The 16,269-nt window shown below is 70.5% G+C and carries 16 protein-coding genes; 6 read left to right on the top strand and 10 right to left on the bottom strand.

Annotation, left to right across the window (positions count from 1 at the left end; genetic code table 11):
- Positions 1 to 89: 89 nt before the first annotated feature.
- Genes VGE03_RS06800 through VGE03_RS06785 form a run of 4 tightly spaced genes read left to right on the top strand, consistent with a single transcriptional unit; the run spans position 90 to position 4,364 of the window.
- The gene (locus VGE03_RS06800; RefSeq protein ID WP_331045718.1) at positions 90 to 608 is read left to right on the top strand and encodes a hypothetical protein; all 519 of its coding nucleotides are present in this window, start codon (positions 90 to 92) and stop codon (positions 606 to 608) included.
- Positions 605 to 2,689 (top strand): penicillin-binding protein 2, encoded by a 2,085-nt coding sequence (gene mrdA / locus VGE03_RS06795; RefSeq protein ID WP_331045717.1) that lies wholly within the window; start codon positions 605 to 607, stop codon positions 2,687 to 2,689. The genes VGE03_RS06800 and mrdA overlap by 4 nt, the downstream gene beginning before the upstream one ends.
- Entirely contained in the window at positions 2,686 to 3,852 is a 1,167-nt protein-coding gene (gene rodA, locus VGE03_RS06790; RefSeq protein WP_331045716.1) for a rod shape-determining protein RodA, read from the top strand. The genes mrdA and rodA overlap by 4 nt, the downstream gene beginning before the upstream one ends.
- A 41-nt stretch (positions 3,853 to 3,893) precedes the next feature.
- Positions 3,894 to 4,364 (top strand): DUF6173 family protein, encoded by a 471-nt coding sequence (locus tag VGE03_RS06785; protein ID WP_331045715.1) that lies wholly within the window; start codon positions 3,894 to 3,896, stop codon positions 4,362 to 4,364.
- Between the two features lie 90 nt (positions 4,365 to 4,454).
- On the opposite strand, the gene pip is transcribed toward VGE03_RS06785, so the two are convergent.
- Both pip and VGE03_RS06775 read right to left on the bottom strand, forming a co-directional pair.
- Positions 4,455 to 5,429 carry a prolyl aminopeptidase gene (gene pip / locus VGE03_RS06780; protein ID WP_331045714.1) on the bottom strand — a complete coding sequence of 325 codons (975 nt, stop codon included), beginning with the start codon at positions 5,427 to 5,429 and terminating at the stop codon, positions 4,455 to 4,457.
- 27 nt (positions 5,430 to 5,456) lie between these two features.
- Positions 5,457 to 5,828 carry a DUF423 domain-containing protein gene (locus VGE03_RS06775; protein WP_331045713.1) on the bottom strand — a complete coding sequence of 124 codons (372 nt, stop codon included), beginning with the start codon at positions 5,826 to 5,828 and terminating at the stop codon, positions 5,457 to 5,459.
- 50 nt (positions 5,829 to 5,878) lie between these two features.
- Here VGE03_RS06775 and VGE03_RS06770 point away from each other — a divergent pair, with 50 nt between their 5' ends.
- The gene (locus VGE03_RS06770) at positions 5,879 to 7,033 is read left to right on the top strand and encodes an MFS transporter (RefSeq protein ID WP_331045712.1); all 1,155 of its coding nucleotides are present in this window, start codon (positions 5,879 to 5,881) and stop codon (positions 7,031 to 7,033) included.
- Positions 7,034 to 7,037: 4 nt separating this feature from the next.
- Here VGE03_RS06770 and VGE03_RS06765 read toward each other — a convergent pair whose 3' ends face one another.
- From VGE03_RS06765 to VGE03_RS06755, 3 genes are all read right to left on the bottom strand, one after another.
- Entirely contained in the window at positions 7,038 to 7,631 is a 594-nt protein-coding gene (locus VGE03_RS06765) for a hypothetical protein (protein WP_331045711.1), read from the bottom strand.
- A gap of 129 nt (positions 7,632 to 7,760) precedes the next feature.
- Positions 7,761 to 10,331, bottom strand: coding sequence for a tipN (locus tag VGE03_RS06760; RefSeq protein WP_331045710.1), 2,571 nt, complete (start codon positions 10,329 to 10,331; stop codon positions 7,761 to 7,763).
- A 113-nt stretch (positions 10,332 to 10,444) separates the two neighbouring features.
- Positions 10,445 to 10,633, bottom strand: a complete 189-nt coding sequence (locus VGE03_RS06755) for a hypothetical protein (protein WP_331045709.1) — start codon at positions 10,631 to 10,633, stop codon at positions 10,445 to 10,447.
- Between the two features lie 191 nt (positions 10,634 to 10,824).
- On the opposite strand from VGE03_RS06755, the gene VGE03_RS06750 reads away from it, so the two are divergent.
- Complete coding sequence (locus VGE03_RS06750) at positions 10,825 to 12,273, top strand: phospholipase D-like domain-containing protein (RefSeq protein ID WP_331045708.1); 1,449 nt, start codon at positions 10,825 to 10,827, stop codon at positions 12,271 to 12,273.
- Here VGE03_RS06750 and VGE03_RS06745 read toward each other — a convergent pair.
- The 5 genes from VGE03_RS06745 to folD form a co-directional block, all read right to left on the bottom strand.
- A complete protein-coding gene (locus tag VGE03_RS06745; protein ID WP_331045707.1) occupies positions 12,260 to 12,997 on the bottom strand; it encodes an endonuclease/exonuclease/phosphatase family protein in 738 nt (245 codons plus the stop codon). The genes VGE03_RS06750 and VGE03_RS06745 overlap by 14 nt on opposite strands.
- 73 nt (positions 12,998 to 13,070) lie before the next feature.
- On the bottom strand, positions 13,071 to 13,763 hold the full coding sequence (locus VGE03_RS06740) for a TPM domain-containing protein (RefSeq protein ID WP_331045706.1): 693 nt from the start codon (positions 13,761 to 13,763) through the stop codon (positions 13,071 to 13,073).
- The gene (locus VGE03_RS06735) at positions 13,757 to 14,590 is read right to left on the bottom strand and encodes a TPM domain-containing protein (protein ID WP_331045705.1); all 834 of its coding nucleotides are present in this window, start codon (positions 14,588 to 14,590) and stop codon (positions 13,757 to 13,759) included. Before VGE03_RS06735 ends, VGE03_RS06740 begins: the two co-directional genes overlap by 7 nt.
- Complete coding sequence (locus tag VGE03_RS06730) at positions 14,587 to 15,258, bottom strand: LemA family protein (protein ID WP_331045704.1); 672 nt, start codon at positions 15,256 to 15,258, stop codon at positions 14,587 to 14,589. Before VGE03_RS06730 ends, VGE03_RS06735 begins: the two co-directional genes overlap by 4 nt.
- Before the next feature lie 54 nt (positions 15,259 to 15,312).
- Positions 15,313 to 16,236 carry a bifunctional methylenetetrahydrofolate dehydrogenase/methenyltetrahydrofolate cyclohydrolase FolD gene (gene folD / locus VGE03_RS06725; protein ID WP_331045703.1) on the bottom strand — a complete coding sequence of 308 codons (924 nt, stop codon included), beginning with the start codon at positions 16,234 to 16,236 and terminating at the stop codon, positions 15,313 to 15,315.
- Positions 16,237 to 16,269 lie beyond the last annotated feature (33 nt).

The raw sequence follows: 16,269 nt of genomic DNA, 5'->3' as shown, positions 1-16,269 counted from the left end.
CGTCCGCCGACGGCGCCGCCTCCGGCCCGTCCGGCGGCCCCCGCGCCGGCCCAGCCCACGCCGCAGCCCGCTTCGCCCGGAGGCGACGAATGAGACGCCCCGTCGCGGTCCGCGTCGTCGGGCCGATGCAGTGGATCGTCTATCCGGCTCTCATCAGCGCTGCGATCACCTTCGTTCTGGCCACCCCGGTCAAGATCTTCGGCCTGAGCCTGCCTGAACCCATCATCCCGATGGTGCTGGCCTTCGCCTGGCCGCTGATCCGTCCGTCCATCGTGGCGCCGGTGGTGCTGATGGCGCTGGGCCTGTTCCTGAACTTCATCCTCGGCGGGCCGCTGGGGCTGTGGTCGCTGTCCCTGCTGGTCATCTATGCCGTCATCCTCGGTGCGCGCAGCTTCCTGATTGGGCAGGACACGGCGGTGCTGTTCGTCTGGTACGCGGGCTGCTGCGGCCTGGCCTTCCTGCTGGCCTATCTGGCCATGAGCATTATCGCGGGCACGGCGCCCAGCCTGCTGGCCCTGATCGGTCAGGTGGCGCCGACCCTGCTGCTGTTCCCGTTCGCCGACCGGATGATCGAGCGCTTCGACGACGGCGATGTGAGGTTCCGGTGAGCTCCGAACCGTCCATCATCTTCTCGGACCCGAACGAGCGTCAGGGCTCCTTCCTGCGCCGCACCTTCGTGCTGGGCGGCCTGACAACGCTCGGAGGGCTGGCGCTGACCGCGCGTCTGGCCCAGCTGCAGGTCTTCCAAGCCCACGAATATTCGACGCTGGCCAGCCAGAACCAGTTCAACTTCCGACTGGTGCCGCCGCCGCGCGGCCGGATTCTGGACCGCAACGGCGTGGTCATCGCCGGCAACCGGCCCAGCTTCCGTGTGCTGGTCGTGCGCGACGAGACCAAGGATCTGGACCAGACGCTGGACCTGCTCGGCCGTCTGCTGCCGGACACCCTGGATCGCCGCCGCTCCATCATCCGCGAGGTCAACGCCGCCCCGCGCTTCAGCCCGGTGCCGGTCAAGAGCGACCTGACTTGGGAGGAGTTCGCCCGGGTCAACCTGTACGCCAACGAACTGCCCGGCGTGATGGCCGACATGAACGAGGCGCGCTTCTATCCGTTCGGCGGCGCCTTCGCCCATGTGATCGGCTATGTGGCCAAGCCGAACGACCGCGACATCAAGGCGATCGAGGAGCGGGGCGAGGAGGTTCCGCAGATCCTCTACAACCCGGGCTTCCGCATCGGCCGTCAGGGCGTGGAGCGCTCCTTCGACACCGATCTGCGCGGCGAGGCCGGGGGCAACCGGGTCGAGGTCGATGCGCGGGGGCGGGTGGTCGCCGAGGACATCGGCGGCTCGCGTCCGGCGGTGCCGGGCAAGGACGTGGTGCTGACGCTGGACGCCGACGTCCAGAACCGCGCCCTGGAAGTCTATGGCGAGGAGTCCGGCGGCTGCGTGGTGATGGATGTCCGCAACGGCGACATCCTGTGCATGGTCTCGGCGCCGTCGTTCGACCCGAACCTGTTCGTCGGCGGGGTGCCCAGCCGGGTCTACAACGCCCTGCGCGACTATGAGCGCAAGCCGCTGCTGGACAAGGCGATCTACGGCACCTTCCCGCCGGGCTCGACCTTCAAGATGACCACGGCTCTGGCCTTCCTCGAGGCGGGCATCGATCCGAAGGAGCGGGTCAACTGCACCGGCGGCTATCGCTACGGCAACCGCACCTTCCGGTGCTGGCGCCGGGGCGGGCACGGCTCGATGGACATGCACAACGCCATCAAGAACTCGTGCGACACCTATTTCTATCACCTCAGCAACCGCGCGGGCGTCGACAAGATCGCCGAGGTGGCCAAGAAGCTGGGCTTTGGACACACCTATGAGATCGGCATCGCCGGTCAGTCGAAGGGGACTGTGCCCTCGACCCAGTGGAAGCGCGACTACGCCGCCGCCACCAAATGGGACGACGACGGCACCTGGTATCCGGGCGAGACCCTGTCGGTGTCGATCGGGCAGGGGGCGCTGGCGGTGAACGCGCTGCAGCTGGCGGTCATGACCTCGCGGATCGCCAACGGGCGCAAGGCCATCATGCCGCGTCTGGTGAAGTCCATCGGCGGCGTGGATCGGCCGGAAGGCGATGACTTCGGCGATCTGCCCATCTCGACCGAGCACCTGAACATCGTGCGGGCGGGCATGCAGGCCGTGGCCAACGACGTGACGGGCACGGCCTATCGCGCCTCGCAGCTGGGGCTCGGCGACATCCAGATGGCCGGCAAGACCGGCACTGCGCAGTCGCGCGACTACGGCACCGGTTCGCGCGGGCCGCGCGACGCGGTGTGGACCCGGCGCGACCACGCCCTGTTCGTCGCCTTCGCGCCCCACGACGCGCCCCGTTACGCCATCGCCCTGATCATCCAGCACGCGCCGGCGGGCGGTGCGGCCGACGCGGCGCCCAAGGCGCGCGAGATCATGAAGACGGTCCTCCTCAAGGACCCGGATATGCGCGCCCGGATCGAGCGGCCTCTGCCGCCTGAGGCCCAGACGCCGGAAGGCGTCGACGAGGGCGAGGCCGGCGTCGCGCCCGGCGGCGAGGTGACCGGTCAGGAGGCGATCGACGCCCTGGCGCCGCGGCCCGCCGCGCCGGCGCCCGCACCGACCGCCGACACCGGTCCGCGCCCCTATGTTCCGGACGCCCCGCAATGACGTCTTCGGCCCTGACCCGTCCCGGTGAACGGGATCGTCTGTCCAGCAAGATCACCGAGCTGGACTGGCGGCTGATCGGCCTGCTGTGCATCGTCGCGGGCATCGGCACGGCCATGCTGTATTCGATCGCGGGCGGCCACTGGCAGCCTTGGGCGATCAAGCACCTGATCCGCTTCGCGGCCCTGCTGGTCGCGATGGTCGGGCTGGCGCTGGTGCACCCCAAATGGTGGTTCCGGACGGCCTATCCGCTGTACGGGGTGCTGTTGATCCTTGTGCTGATGATCGAGTTCACGCCGCTCGGCTACGAGCCCGCCGGCGCGGGCGCCAAGAACTGGCTGAACCTCGGCTTCACCCGCATCCAGCCCGCCGAGTTCATGAAGCTCGGCCTCGTGCTGGCTCTCGCCCGTTGGTACCACAGCCATACGGCGCAGGAGGCCCGCTGGTCCTGGAAGCTGATCTTCCCGGCAGGCATGATCGGCGTGCCCTTCCTGCTCATCGCCAAACAGCCGGACCTCGGCTCGGCCATGGTGCTGGGCCTGACGGGCGCGGCGGTCATGGTCGTCGCGGGTCTGAGCTGGCGGATCATCGCGGCGGGCATCGCCGCGGCGGTCGCCGTCATCCCGCCCTTCGTGATGTTCGTCATGCATGACTACCAGCGGAACCGGGTGCTGACCTTCCTGAACCCGGAGGCCGACCCCTCGGGCACGGGCTACAACATCATCCAGTCCAAGATCGCCCTGGGGTCCGGCGGCCTGCTGGGCAAGGGCTACGGGCTCGGCAGCCAGAGCCAGCTGGAGTTCCTGCCCGAGCGGCACACCGACTTCATCTTCTCGACCGTGTCCGAGGAGTTCGGCTTCCTGGGCTCCTTCTTCACCCTGGCCTGCTACGTCGGGATCATCCTGATCGCCCTGCGCATCGCCTCGCTGGCGCACAGCCATTTCGGGCGCATCGCGGCCGCGGGCATGACGGCCTTCTTCGCCCTGTTCGTGCTGATCAACGGCGCGATGGTCATGGGTCTGGCGCCGGTCGTCGGCGTGCCCATGCCGCTGCTGTCGTACGGGGGGTCGTCGATGATGACGGTGATGATCGGCTTCGGTCTGGTGCTTTCGACGCGGGTGCACCGCTACGCCGAACTGCCCAAGGGCGGCTACGGCCTGATCTAGTCACGCTGGCGGTCGGGCGAGGCGAGGCCTAGGTTGTCGCCATGTCCGATACGCCCGCCCCCGACGCCCCGGTCGTCGCCCCGCCGTCCATGTTCTCCGATTGCGGGGACAAGCCCTGTCCCGAGCCGGTGCTGGCCAGCGCCACGCCCGAGCAGGCGGCGGCCCTGACCGACGGCGTCCGGATGCGGCAGAATCCGGCAGAATGGGCCTTCGTGCGGCTGTCCAAGCTGATCGAGGACTACGAGAAGGGCCTCGACAAGGACGAGGAGATCGCCGCCCGGATCGTCGGCCTGCCCGGCGACGGCGTGATGCAGATCGAGGATGTCGGCTTCTGGGGACCGGACTTCATCATGTTCCTTGGGCGGAACAATGAGGGCAAGCCGGTGCGGCTGATCCAGCATTACGCCCAGATCAATGTCCTCCTCGACGCCCGCAAGAAGCCGGAGGAGCGCGAGGCGAAACGGATCGGCTTCCAGCTGTCGGAGCTGGTGGAGAAGACCAATCCGAAGTGAGGGGAGGGATTAGGGACTAGGGATTAGGGATTGGGTGAAGCCCAGCTTCGGGCGCCCGATCTCTTCTGCCTAATCCCTAGTCCCTAATCCCTAGAGCGAAGCGGCCCAGTCCGTCGCCCGGACCAGGCTGTCGATGATGCCGGGTTCGCTCGAGGCGTGGCCGGCATCGCCGATGACGTCCAGCTTCGCTTCCGGCCAGGCGCGGTGCAGGGCCCAGGCGCTGGTCATCGGGGTGACGACGTCGAAGCGGCCCTGGGCGATCCAGCACGGGATGTGGCGGATGCGGTGGACGTTCTTCAGCAGCCAGCCTTCCTCGGGGAAGAAGCCGCCGTTGGTGAAGTACCAGTTCTCGATGCGGGCGAAGGCGACCGCGAACTCGGGTTCGGCGAACTTGTCCGGACGGGCGTCGGGGCCCTGGACGCTGACGGTTTCGCCTTCCCAGCTGGACCAGGCGACGGCGCAACGCTCGCGCTCGCCCTTGTCGTCGCCGATCAGCCGCTTGTAGTAGGCGCCCATCAGGTCGCCGCGTTCGGCCTCCGGGATCGGCGCGATGAAGCGCTCCCAGGCGTCCGGGAACAGGTGTGAGGCGCCGTCCTGGTAGAACCAGTGCAGCTCCGGTTTGGTCAGCAGGAAGATGCCGCGCAGCAGCAGGGCGGTGCAGCGTTCCGGGTGGGTGATGGCGTAGGCCAGCGACAGGGTCGAACCCCAGCTGCCGCCGAACACCGCCCATTTGTCGATGCCCAGCAGTTCGCGCAGGCGCTCGATGTCCTCGATCAGGGTCCAGGTGGTGTTGTCTTCCAGCGAGGCGTTCGGACGGCTGTTGCCGCAGCCGCGCTGGTCGAACATCACGATGCGGTATTTCGCCGGATCGAAATAGCGGCGCATGCCGGGGTTCACGGCGCCACCCGGGCCGCCGTGCAGGACGATGACGGGCAGACCCTGCGGGTTGCCGGATTCCTCGTACCAGACCTCATGGAGGCCGCCGGTCTTCATATAGCCGGAGGCATAGGACTCGACTTCGGGATAGAGCTCGCGGCGCGGGGCGTCGGGCATGGGGAAGGCCATACTGTATTCGGTCTTTCTGCTCGCCGATCAGGCGTCTGAGCTGGTGGTCCGCAATGCGGCAAGGACAAGCAAAAGCCAAGCCACGATCATAAGCACGCCGCCGATAGGGGTGACCATGCCGAGGGCAGGGAGGCTGAGCAGGCCCAGCAGGGCCAGCGACAGCGAGAAGATCAGGCCGCCGGCCGAGGCCAGCCAGCCCGCGATGTGGACAAGGCGCGGATAGCCGGGCCACAGGGCGCAGGCCACGGCCAGCAGGGCGTGGGCCAGCTGGTACTGGGCGCCGGTCGTCAGCAGGGTCTTGATCTGGGGGCCCGCGCCATGCGCGGCGAAGGCGCCCAGCGCTACCGCCGTCGCCCCGTTGATCGCGGCGAAGGCCGCCAGATTGCGATTCACTGCCATGCCCGGAACGCTAGGCGAAAGAATCCGCTGCGTCTGCTATTTCGCCCGCCATGAACGCCGCCGCCCGCATGGGCCTGCAATATGTGTTGCTCTTCGGCGCCAGCGGCGTGAGCCTGCCGTTTGCAGGGCTGTGGTTTCGCTCGCAGGGGTTGAGCGGAGCGGAAATCGGCGCGCTGCTGGCGGCGCCCATGCTGGGGCGGGTGGCGACCGGACCGTTGCTGGCCGTCTGGGCGGACGGCTTCCGCACCCGGCGCGCGCCCATCGCCCTGCTGGGGCTGATGATGGCGCTCGGCTACGGCGGGGCGGGCCTGCTGGAGTTCTTCCCGCTCAGGGCGTTGTGCTGGTTCATCGGCGCGACGGCGGCCGCCGCCCTGATCCCGCTGAGCGATGTGCTGACGCTCAGGCTGGCGGCGCGGGACGGCTTCACCTTCGCCCTGCCTCGGGGATGCGGCTCGGTGGCCTTCGTCGCGGTGAACGTCGGGATGGGCGCGCTGCTGCTGGGTGCGCCGGTGGACGTGATCGTCGTCTGGATCACCGTGATGGGGCTGGCCATCGCCCTGGCGGGCGCCCTGGTCCTGCCGGCCGAACCGGTGGGCGAGGGCGCGCCGCTGCGCAAGCGTGATCGCTTCCGGGGGCTGGGGCGGCTGCTCAAGGACCCCGTCTTCATGACCGCCATCTTCGCCGTCGGGGCGGTGCAGGCGGCGCATGCCTTCCAGTACGGCTTCTCGGCCCTGCTGTGGAAGGCGCAGGGCATCAGCGAGGCGGTGACCGGCCAGCTGTGGGCCTTCGGCGTCGTGGTCGAGGTGGCCCTGATGTGGCTGTTCGAGCCCTGGCGGCGCAAGGCCGGGATCGGGCCGTGGCTGCTGCTGGTGGTCGGGGCGGCGGGCGCGGTCGTTCGCTGGACCGCCATGGCCTTCGCGCCGCCGCTGTGGCTGCTCTGGCCGCTGCAGGGGCTGCACGCCCTCAGCTTCGCCGCGACCTTCCTCGCCGGGGTGCAGATCGTTGAACGCCTGGCGCCGAGGGACAGCCAGACCGCGGCCCAGACCCTCAGCTCGGTGCTCTCGGCAGGCGTGCTGATCGGCATCGCCACGGCGCTGTCGGGCGAGCTCTACGACCGGTTCGGCGCGGCCGGTTACGGGGCGATGGCGGTGATGTCGGCGGCGGGCCTGCTGGCGGCCCTCACGCTGCGGCGGAAGCTGGCCTGAAGGATCAGACCGGTCGGCTGCGGGGCAGGGGCGCCAGATGACGCGCCATGGCCTGGGCGGCGGTCTTCACCGCGCGCTGCACGGCCGCGTCCGGCTCGTTCTCCGGTGCGCGCAACAGGCCGACGACCGGGGTGTCGGCGTCGTCGGGCAGGCCGGACAGCACGCGGTAGAGCAGATAGCTGCCCGCATCCTCCTCGGCGTCCGAGGTCGCGCCGGCCGCCAGACCGGCCTCGTTCAGTGCACGGACCATCTCGCCGACCGGCGCCGTCGCGCGGGCGATGCTGGGGCCGACGTCATCGGCGCGGGCGCCGTCCAGCGTCCGGTTCTCGGCCCGCATCTGCAGGCGGAACCCGCTGGCCTTGCGGGTCCGACCGACCAGCAGGAGGGCGCGGGTGCGCCGGTCGCTCAGATGACCGGCGAGGGTCGAGGCCAGGGCTTCAGGGGCGTCGGACGGCACCGGGACGGTGCGGGCGCCGTTGGGGTTCCACGGTTCGCCGGACAGGTCCTCGACCGGATCCCAGCCGGATTCCCCGGCATCCCACGCGCAGATCACGATCGCGGGGCGGGTGTCCGTCGACGTCTGATCAAGCTCGGCCATGGGTACGGGCTACTTCGTGACAGTTACGTGACGGGAAGGGACGGTGTCGCCATCCCCCCGGTCGCGTCAAGTTGAAAACACCGGTTTCGCGCAACGCGGGAGGTGTTTTCATCCTCCGCGCGAACCGCCTCAGCCCAGGTCGCCGATGGCGGCGTCCAGCAGCATGAAGGCCCGCCCGCCGTCCGAGGTCAGCCGTCCCAGCACCGCCGCCCCGTCGCCGACGGCGGCGTACCCCGCCAGATCCCGGCTGAAGGCGCGGACGTAGGATTCCGCGTCGGTGCGCAGATCCGGATCGGTCAGCACCCGGCGCGACACGCTGCGCACCGCGGCCGGAGCCACGCGGCGGACGATCTGGCGTGCGCGGTCGGAGTCGCGATCGGTGATGGCGTTGGCGGCCTCTTCCACGCGCGACCGCGGCAGCAGGGCGTTCGGATCGACGCCCATCCGGCGGATGGCGGTCACCACGCGTTGGCTGAGGGCTTCCAGATTGCCCTCGCCGAGGGCCGCGGGCGGCATGACCGGGGTGTCCAGGTCCAGCGGCGCGTCGTCGGCGCCGCCGCCATCGACCAGATCGGCCCAGTCCAGCGGACGGGCCGGGGGCGCGGCGCTGTTCGTCGGCTCCAGCTTCAGCCGGTTGCGCAGGCCGAAGCCCTTCTCCTCGGCGCGGGCCGGACGCAGGGGCTCGGGCTCGGGGGGCGGCGGCGGGGTTTCGCGTCGGCGCGCGGTCGTTCCCTCGCCCGAGACCACGCCCATCAGGCGCACCGTCTCGGTCAGCATGTCGTAGTTGCGGCGGACACGTTCCTGGAAGCCGGCGTCCAGCGCCTCGGTGTCGGCGGCGGCCTTCTGCGAGGCGGCCGACAGGGCGGCGAGGCCTTCCTCGACCGTGTTGCGCACCTCCTCGACCCGCCTGCGGGCCTCTTCGGGCAGGCGGCCGGCGCGGTCGTCCAGATCGCCGATGGCTTCGTCGATCCGCGCGAGCGCGGCGTCCATCCGTTCGACGGTGAGCTCCAGCTTCTCCAGCGCGCGGTCGCCGGACTGCTCCAGCAGGGTCCCGGACTCCGAGACGATGCGACGGGCGCTTTCCAGACGCGAGTCGGCGGCGGCGTCGGCCTTCTGGGCGGCCTCGAACATGGCTTCGCCGAGGCGATCCGCGCGAAGCTGGGCCTGATCGGCGGCTTCGCCGGCGGCGATGCGGGAGTCCTCGGCGGTGGCCTGCAGGGCGGCCAGGGCGCGGCGGGTCTCCTCGACCAGGGCGTCGCGCGCTTCGGCGGCCAGGGCCTCGAAGCGGTCCAGCGCCACCTTGGTGGCGGCGTCGAAGCCGTCGGCCTCGCGCTGGGACATCTCCACCAGCGCCTTGAACTGGTCGGTGGCGGCCTCGACGAGGTCCTTCACGCTCTCGGTCGTGCGGGCCGAGGTCTCGCCCAGTTCGCCGGCGGCGGTGCGGGCGGCCGACAGCTGTTCGCTCAGCTGGGCGCGCTGGCTCTCGACCTGGGCCGAGAAGTCTTCCTGATCCGTGCGCAGGGCGTAGGCGGCGGTCACCAGGGCGGCGCGTTGCTGGCCGAGGCCTTCCTCGACCGACTGGATCTGTTCGGCGACGCCCGAGCCGGCGTTCTCGAGGCGCAGGGTCTGGCGGGCCAGGTCGTCGGCGGCGACGCGGGCGGCGTCCTGGGCCTCGCCGGCGGCGGCGGCCAGATCGGCGGCCCGGGCGGCCAGGGCGGCTTCGGCTTCGCGCAGCTGGGTCTGGGCCAGATCGGAAGCGTCCACGACCATGCGCGACTGGCGCTCGACGGCGTCCAGCACCCCGGCGGCCTGCTTGTCCAGCGCCGTGCCGAGGGTCTGCATCTGGTCGCGTTCGCCGCCGAGCTGTTCGGTCAGGCGGCGGGCGGTGCGGCTGGCGGTCTCGGCGGCCTCATTGAGGCGCGCGGTTTCCTGCGCCAGCGCTTCGCGCAGCAGGGCCATGTCGTTGCGGGCGCGCTCGGCGGCCAGCGACGCCTGGTCGATGTCGGCGCGAAGGGTCTGCAGCACCTCGCCGGTCTGTTGGGCGGCGAGGGCGGTCGGGGCGATCAGCGCCTCGGACAGATCACGGGCGCGCTTGGTCTCGGCGGCCAGCCCGGCGCCCTGACGGACGGCGTGGGCCAGCATGATGGCCAGACCCGCGGGAGCCAGAGCGATCAGGGCGTAGACGGCGATGCGCAGGGGCTCCAGGTCCACGGAGCCCGAGCCGATCTCGAAGGCAGCCCAGGCGGCGACGCCGCCGATCCACAGCGCCGCGGCGACCCCGGCGACCAGATAAGCGTGACGGCCCGACGGCTGGGGCGTCTCACGGCGGCGGGACGGGCTCACCGGCGCGGGCGTCGGCGGCGGCGAGAAGGCGACCGGAGGGGCCTCGGCGCTTTCGGCCAGGGCGCGGGTCTCAACGGCGGCGGGCTTCGGCGAGGGCTGGAACACGGGCTCCACCACGGGCTCCGGTTCGGCGGGCGCGCGGGCGGCGTCCTCGGCCTGGGCGGCGCGGGCGGCGGCCTGACGTTCTTCCTCCGCAAGGCGACGGCGACGGCGTTCCGACATCGGGCGTTCCGCCGGACGCGGCGCGGCCTCCGCCGGTTCCGCGGCGGTTTCGGCGGTCTCGACGGCAGGCTCGGTCGCAGGCTCCGACGCGGGGTCAGACAGGTTGAGCGGCGGCCGTTGGCGGGGAGGCTTCATTACGCGGCGATCTCGTCTCGAACGGCGTCGCGAGGACGCCCGCTGGGGGACGAGGGAACCCTAGCGGGTCAGGCACGCAGAGCAAAGGCGAGTCCGGACGATTCCGGAGGCCTTCAACAATCCTGCTTCTGGTCCTGCGAGACGGCGATGACGGTCCGGGCCGACGGGGGCGAGCAATCGCGCACGCGATGGATCTCGCGCTCGGACTTGCGCGGGGCGTCCATGTCCAGGCCGAACTGCGACAGGGCCGCAGCGGCGAGCATGGCGATGAAGCCGGCGATCAAATCGATCAGCGCTTGCATCGCCGATCTCCCCTGTCCGAATGACGGACGACGTTATGCGCCCAATCGTGTCGCGAAACAATGCGTCCCACGTGAACAAAGCGTCACCATTGACCGTTCACAACGCCGCATGGGAACGGAAAGGCGTGGCGCGCGTCTCCTGACGGGGGAGGCGCATGCCGCCGTCATGCGAATCGGTCAGGCGTAGCGGCATGCACAACCACGACGACAGCTTGTTTGAGCCGGGCAGGAACTGCTGGCGGGTGGAAACCGCCGGTCGGTTCGCCGTGCTGATGGAGAACGCGGCCTATTTCGCCGCCCTCCGTGAGGCGCTGGACAAGGCCCAACGGTCGGTCGTGGTGCTGGGCTGGCAGTTTGATCCCCGCACACGGCTGCATCCGGACGACGCCGCGGCCGGCCCCACGGACGAGATCGGCCACCTCCTGCGCATGCTGGTGAAGTCGCGGCCGGAGCTGGATGTGCGGCTGCTGATCTGGAAATCGCCGCTGGTCATCGCCGCCTCGCAGGGCTTCTTCCCGCAGCGCGCCCAGAGATGGTTCCGCAAGCGCATGGTCGAGTTCCGGCTCGATCCGCCGCCCGCGCCCGGCGCCTGCCATCACCAGAAGGTGGTGATCATCGATGACGCCGTCGCCTTCTGCGGCGGGGGCGATGTCTCGGTGGACCGCTGGGACTCCTGTGAGCATCTGGACGGCGATCCGCGCCGCTGCATGCCGTCAGGCCTGATCGCGCCGCCGCGGCACGAAGTGATGTGCGTGGTCGATGGAGCCGCCGCGCGCGCGCTCGGGGATCTGGCTCGCGAACGCTGGCGCATCGCCACCGGCGAGCGGACGATCGTCGACGAGGCGCCGGGCGACCCCTGGCCCGACAGCGTGACGCCCGATCTGGTGGATACGCCCTTCGCCATCGCCCGGACCGAGCCGGACTGGGGACCGCGTAACGAGGTGCGCGAGAACGAGGCCCTGCACCTGGACGCCATCCGCCGGGCGAAGAAACTGATCTATCTGGAGAACCAGTATTTCACCTCGCCGGTCATCGCCGCGGCCTTGGCCGAGCGACTGGCGGAATGGGACGGGCCCGAGGTGGTGCTGGTCTCGACCGGCGGCAGCCCCAGCTGGTTTGATCGCCTGACCATGGACACGGCCCGTTCCGAGGTGCTGTTCCGTCTGGAGCAGGCGGATCGGAACAACCGCTTCTTCGCCTTCGCGCCCCATACCGCCGAGGGCGAGCGGATCATCGTTCACGCCAAGATGTCGATCTATGACGACGAAGTGCTCCGGATCGGCTCGACCAATCTGAACAACCGGTCGCTCGGCTTCGATACCGAATGTGACGTGGCGGCGGCGCCGGGGACGGATGCGGGGCGGGAGGCGATCAGGGCCTACCGGCACCGGACCCTCGGGCACTGGATCGGCGTCGAGGCCGAGGCGTTCGCGGCGGCGGAAAAATTGACCGGCTCGGTCGGCGAGGCGGTGCAGCGGTTCGATACCGGACGGATGCAGGCTCTGGGGGCGACCCCGCCGTCCCGGGTCGAGCAGATGATCGCCGAATTCCAGCTGGGCGACCCGACCTCGACCCGCGACGCCTTCCGTCCCTGGCGGCGGCGGGCGACGTCCCACCGGCGACGGATCAGCCCTGCCTGATCTCGAAGTCGACGATCAGGGGAAGGTGGTCCGAGGCCATCCGCGCCAGCGGTGAGAACGGCGCCTGCACCCCGGTCACGACCACCTCGGGGCTGGTGAAGCAGTGGTCGATGCGGATGGCCGGGAAGCTGGAAGGGAAGGTCTTCACCGAAGGCTTCAGCCCCAGCTCCCTCTGGCAGTCCGCCAGCTTGCGGGCGAGGGTCTGATAGGGGCGGGTCACCGAGGTGGCGTTGAAGTCGCCGGTCAGCAGCGTCGGCCCCTTGCAGTCGGGATGGCCCAGCCACTGGTCGCCGACGAGGGCGGCCGCCTGCAGCCGCTGTTCACGCGGGACCAGCCCGAGATGGGTGTTGAAGACGTTCAGCGTCACGCCGTCGATCTCGACCGCGACCCACAGGGCGCCGCGCGGTTCCAGCCCCGGAACGCCGCGGACCGTGGGCAGGGCCGCCGAGCGGACCAGCCGCTCGGGCAGGTGGGTCAGGACCGCATCCCCGTAGAGCTCCGCCTCGACCCGCATCGCCGGGTGGAAGTGGTAGCTCATGGCCAGTTGGTCGGCGATGGAGCGGGCCTGATCGACGAAGCCGGTACGGGCCCGGCCGACGTCCAGCTCCTGCAGGCAGACGATGTCCGGCTCGTGCTCGGCGATCACCGCGGCGATGCGGCTGACGTCCAGTTTGCGATCCATGCCGACGCAGCGATGGACGTTATAGGTCAAAAGGCGTGGCATGATATTCCGGGCTGGCCTCGCAGGCGGTCAGGGCTGTGAACCCCGATTGGGACGCCCCGGGGGCGCCGCCTGTTCAGATAATAACCAGCTTGTCCTCGATCTCGTTGCGATCCCGTGACGACGGCGGGAAATGTTCGGCCAGCACCGCGCCGCAAAGGCCCACGGCGGCCTCGAACCCGGCGGCGGCGTCGCCGCGCTTCAGACCCTTGGACAGGGCTTCGACGGCGTCGCCCCAGACGCCCTGGTCGACGCGGGAATGGATGCCCTGGTCGGCGATCACCTCGACCTGATGATCGGCCAGGGAGGCGAACAGAAGCACGCCCGTGCGGGCCTCGGTCACATGAAGGCCGTGGGCGAGGAACTGCTGCATGGCGGCCTTCTGCACCCGCGCCCGCCGGATGCTGCGCGGGGTGACCCAGCGCCGCAGGAAGGGGATGGAGGTCAGCAGGAAGACGCCGAGGAAGACCGCCGCCTGGATCAGGGCGTAGGCGGTGACAGCATGACCGATGTTGGCGTCCCGCGCGGCCAGGTGCGCGGCCTCCCAGCTGTCCGTCAGGCCGGGGACCCAATCGGGCTCAAACCCCAGCGGCACCAGTCCAAGCGGCAGGATCAGGGCCGCGGCCGCCGCCCAGGCCAGCGACACGTCGCGGTACGAGGACACCTTGCGGGCCAGGACGCAAAAGACCTCGCCCGAGGTGTTGGCCTCGGCGGCGGCGATGGCCGCGGCGATGCGGGCGTGGGTTTCCGGGGTCGCCTTGATCACCATCCGCCCGAAGCGCCTCCACCGCCGAAACTGCCGCCACCGCCGCCGAAGCCTCCGCCTCCACCGCCGCCCCAGCCGCCGCCCCCGCCCCAACCGCCGCGGCCGTTGTTGCGCAGGGCCTCACTGGCGGCCCAGATCAGGATCGGCGCCACGCCGTTTCCGCGCCGCCGCCGGCCGCGACGGCCGACGCTGCCGATCAGACCCAGCGCCAGGAACAGGAAGACGACCATGATCAGGACCGCCGGGCCGATCGGGGCGCCGGACTCCGGACGCTCCGCCGCCGCGGCGCGGGCCTGGGCCTCGGCCGGATCGAGCCGCAACTGGGCGTCGATGGCGTTCACCCCTTCGGTGACGCCGCGATCATAGGAACCCTCCCGGAGGGCGGGCAGGATGTCGTTGTGGATGATCAGGGCGGACAGGGCGTCCGTCAGCACCCCCTCAAGCCCGTAGCCGACGTCGATCCGGACGCGGCGCTCGTCGCGGGCGATCAGCAGGACGACGCCGTTGTTCTTGCCCTCCTGGCCGATGCCCCAGGCGCGTCCGAGCTGGTAGCCGTAATCCTCGATCTCGCGACCCTGCAGGTCCGGCACGGTGACCACGACCACCTGATCGGTGGTGTCCCGCTCCAGCGCCTCCAGCTTCGTCGTCAGCGCGGCTTCGGTTTCGGGGGAGATCAGGTCCGCCTGATCGACCACGCGTCCGGTCAGGGCCGGAAAGCGCGGCGCCGACTGCGCGAGGACGGGCGAGGCCGCCAGCCAGACGGCCGCGAGCAGGACCGCGAGGATCGCGGCCGGTCGGGCCGTCAGGCCTTCAGGGGGGCGGGGGATCACCGGGCCGGCGCGGCCGGCGGGGCGGAACCCGGCGCCGCGGAGGGCGGCGGGGGCGAGGGGTTCAGGGCGTCGAAGTTGACGTTGGGCGCCGACTGGGCGGCTTCCGTCGCGGTGAAGGCCTGCATCGGGCGCGAGCCACCGTGGATGGTGCTGGCCCAGATCACCGTCGGGAAGGTGCGCAGCGAGGTGTTGTAGTCGCGAACGGCCTCATTGTAGTCGCGCCGCGCCACGGCGATGCGGTTCTCGGTGCCCTCGAGCTGGGACTGCAGGGCGAGGAAGTTCTGGTTCGACTGAAGCTGTGGATAGTTTTCCGTGACGAGCAGCAGGCGGCTCAGCGCCTGCGAAAGCTCGCCCTGGGCCGCCTGGAAGCGTTGGAAGGCCTGGGGGTCGTTCAGGGTCTCGGGTGTGACCTGCACGCTGGTGGCGCGGGCGCGGGCCTCGATGACCTGCGTCAGGGTCGTGCGCTCCTGAACCGCCGCGCCCTGTACGGTGGCCACGAGATTGGGGATCAGGTCCGCACGGCGCTGGTACTGGGACTGGACGTCCGCCCAGCGGGCCTTGGCCGCCTCTTCCTTCGTCGGGATCGCATTGATGCCGCAGCCGGTGACAGCGGGGGCGAGCACGACCACGGCGGACAGGGCGGCAACGCGGGGCGAAATCCGGATCATCGGCGTCTCCTCAGACTGCGTTGAGGAAGACTATTGGGCCGCATCGGTTCCGGTTCAAGCGTCCAGGGAGTCGGCGTCCACACCTATGCTGCGGCAGGCCGCCGTGTAGGTGTTGGCCAGCAGGCAGGCGATGGTCATGGGCCCCACGCCGCCGGGCACGGGGGTGATGCGCCCGGCCACGGCGGACGCCTCGTCGAAGGCGACGTCGCCGACCACGCGGGTCTTGCCCTCGGCGGCCTTGACCGGGTCCTTCGAGGGGACGCGGTTGATGCCCACGTCGATGACGGTCGCGCCCGGCTTGATCCAGTCGCCGCGCACCATCTCGGGCCGGCCCACGGCCGCGACGACGATGTCGGCGGTGCGGCACAGGGCGGGCAGGTCCTTCGTCCGAGAGTGGGCGATGGTGACGGTGCAGCTCTCGGCCAGCAGCAGCTGGGCCATCGGCTTGCCGACGATGTTGGAGCGGCCCACGACCACGGCGTTCAGGCCCGACAGGTCGCCGAGCTCGGCGCGCAGCAGCATGATGCAGCCCAGCGGGGTGCAGGGGACCATGCCCGGCAGGCCGACGGCCAGACGGCCCGCATTGACCACATGGAAGCCGTCGACGTCCTTGTCCGGATCGATGGCGTCCAGAACGGCGCTGCTGTCGATATGGTCGGGCAGGGGCAACTGGACGAGGATGCCGTGGATGCCCGCGTCGTCGTTCAACTGGGCGATCAGGGCCAGCAGCTCGGCCTGGGTCGTCGTGTCCGGCAGGCGGTGGGTGTCGGAGCGCATGCCCGCCCGCAGGGTCGTTTCGCCCTTGTTGCGGACGTAGATCTGGCTGGCGGGATCATCGCCGACGATGACGACGGCCAGTCCCGGGGTCACGCCGTGGGCGGCTTCCAGCCGGGCGGCGGCGGCGGCGACGCGGTCCACCAGACCGGCCGCGAAGGCCTTTCCGTCGATGAGGGTCGCGCGGGCGGGTTCGGCCGTCATGGGTTTCGGCTCCGGTCGTCAGGAATCGTGCGG

The organism is Brevundimonas sp., assembly GCF_036400995.1.
In the GTDB taxonomy this organism is placed as follows: Bacteria; Pseudomonadota; Alphaproteobacteria; order Caulobacterales; family Caulobacteraceae; genus Brevundimonas.
The sequence above is the reverse complement of the archived record's forward strand: the minus strand, read 5'-3'. Positions and strand labels throughout refer to the sequence as shown.

What these genes read in the sequence shown, in the direction of transcription:
- VGE03_RS06800 (WP_331045718.1), top strand. Translation starts at nt 90, where the DNA reads ATGAGACGCCCCGTCGCGGTCCGCGTCGTCGGGCCGATGCAGTGGATC.
- rodA (WP_331045716.1), top strand. Translation starts at nt 2,686, where the DNA reads ATGACGTCTTCGGCCCTGACCCGTCCCGGTGAACGGGATCGTCTGTCC.
- VGE03_RS06785 (WP_331045715.1), top strand. Translation starts at nt 3,894, where the DNA reads ATGTCCGATACGCCCGCCCCCGACGCCCCGGTCGTCGCCCCGCCGTCC.
- pip (WP_331045714.1), bottom strand. Translation starts at nt 5,429, where the DNA reads ATGGCCTTCCCCATGCCCGACGCCCCGCGCCGCGAGCTCTATCCCGAA.
- VGE03_RS06775 (WP_331045713.1), bottom strand. Translation starts at nt 5,828, where the DNA reads ATGGCAGTGAATCGCAATCTGGCGGCCTTCGCCGCGATCAACGGGGCG.
- VGE03_RS06770 (WP_331045712.1), top strand. Translation starts at nt 5,879, where the DNA reads ATGAACGCCGCCGCCCGCATGGGCCTGCAATATGTGTTGCTCTTCGGC.
- VGE03_RS06765 (WP_331045711.1), bottom strand. Translation starts at nt 7,631, where the DNA reads ATGGCCGAGCTTGATCAGACGTCGACGGACACCCGCCCCGCGATCGTG.
- VGE03_RS06760 (WP_331045710.1), bottom strand. Translation starts at nt 10,331, where the DNA reads ATGAAGCCTCCCCGCCAACGGCCGCCGCTCAACCTGTCTGACCCCGCG.
- VGE03_RS06755 (WP_331045709.1), bottom strand. Translation starts at nt 10,633, where the DNA reads ATGCAAGCGCTGATCGATTTGATCGCCGGCTTCATCGCCATGCTCGCC.
- VGE03_RS06750 (WP_331045708.1), top strand. Translation starts at nt 10,825, where the DNA reads ATGCACAACCACGACGACAGCTTGTTTGAGCCGGGCAGGAACTGCTGG.
- VGE03_RS06745 (WP_331045707.1), bottom strand. Translation starts at nt 12,997, where the DNA reads ATGCCACGCCTTTTGACCTATAACGTCCATCGCTGCGTCGGCATGGAT.
- VGE03_RS06740 (WP_331045706.1), bottom strand. Translation starts at nt 13,763, where the DNA reads ATGGTGATCAAGGCGACCCCGGAAACCCACGCCCGCATCGCCGCGGCC.
- VGE03_RS06730 (WP_331045704.1), bottom strand. Translation starts at nt 15,258, where the DNA reads ATGATCCGGATTTCGCCCCGCGTTGCCGCCCTGTCCGCCGTGGTCGTG.
- folD (WP_331045703.1), bottom strand. Translation starts at nt 16,236, where the DNA reads ATGACGGCCGAACCCGCCCGCGCGACCCTCATCGACGGAAAGGCCTTC.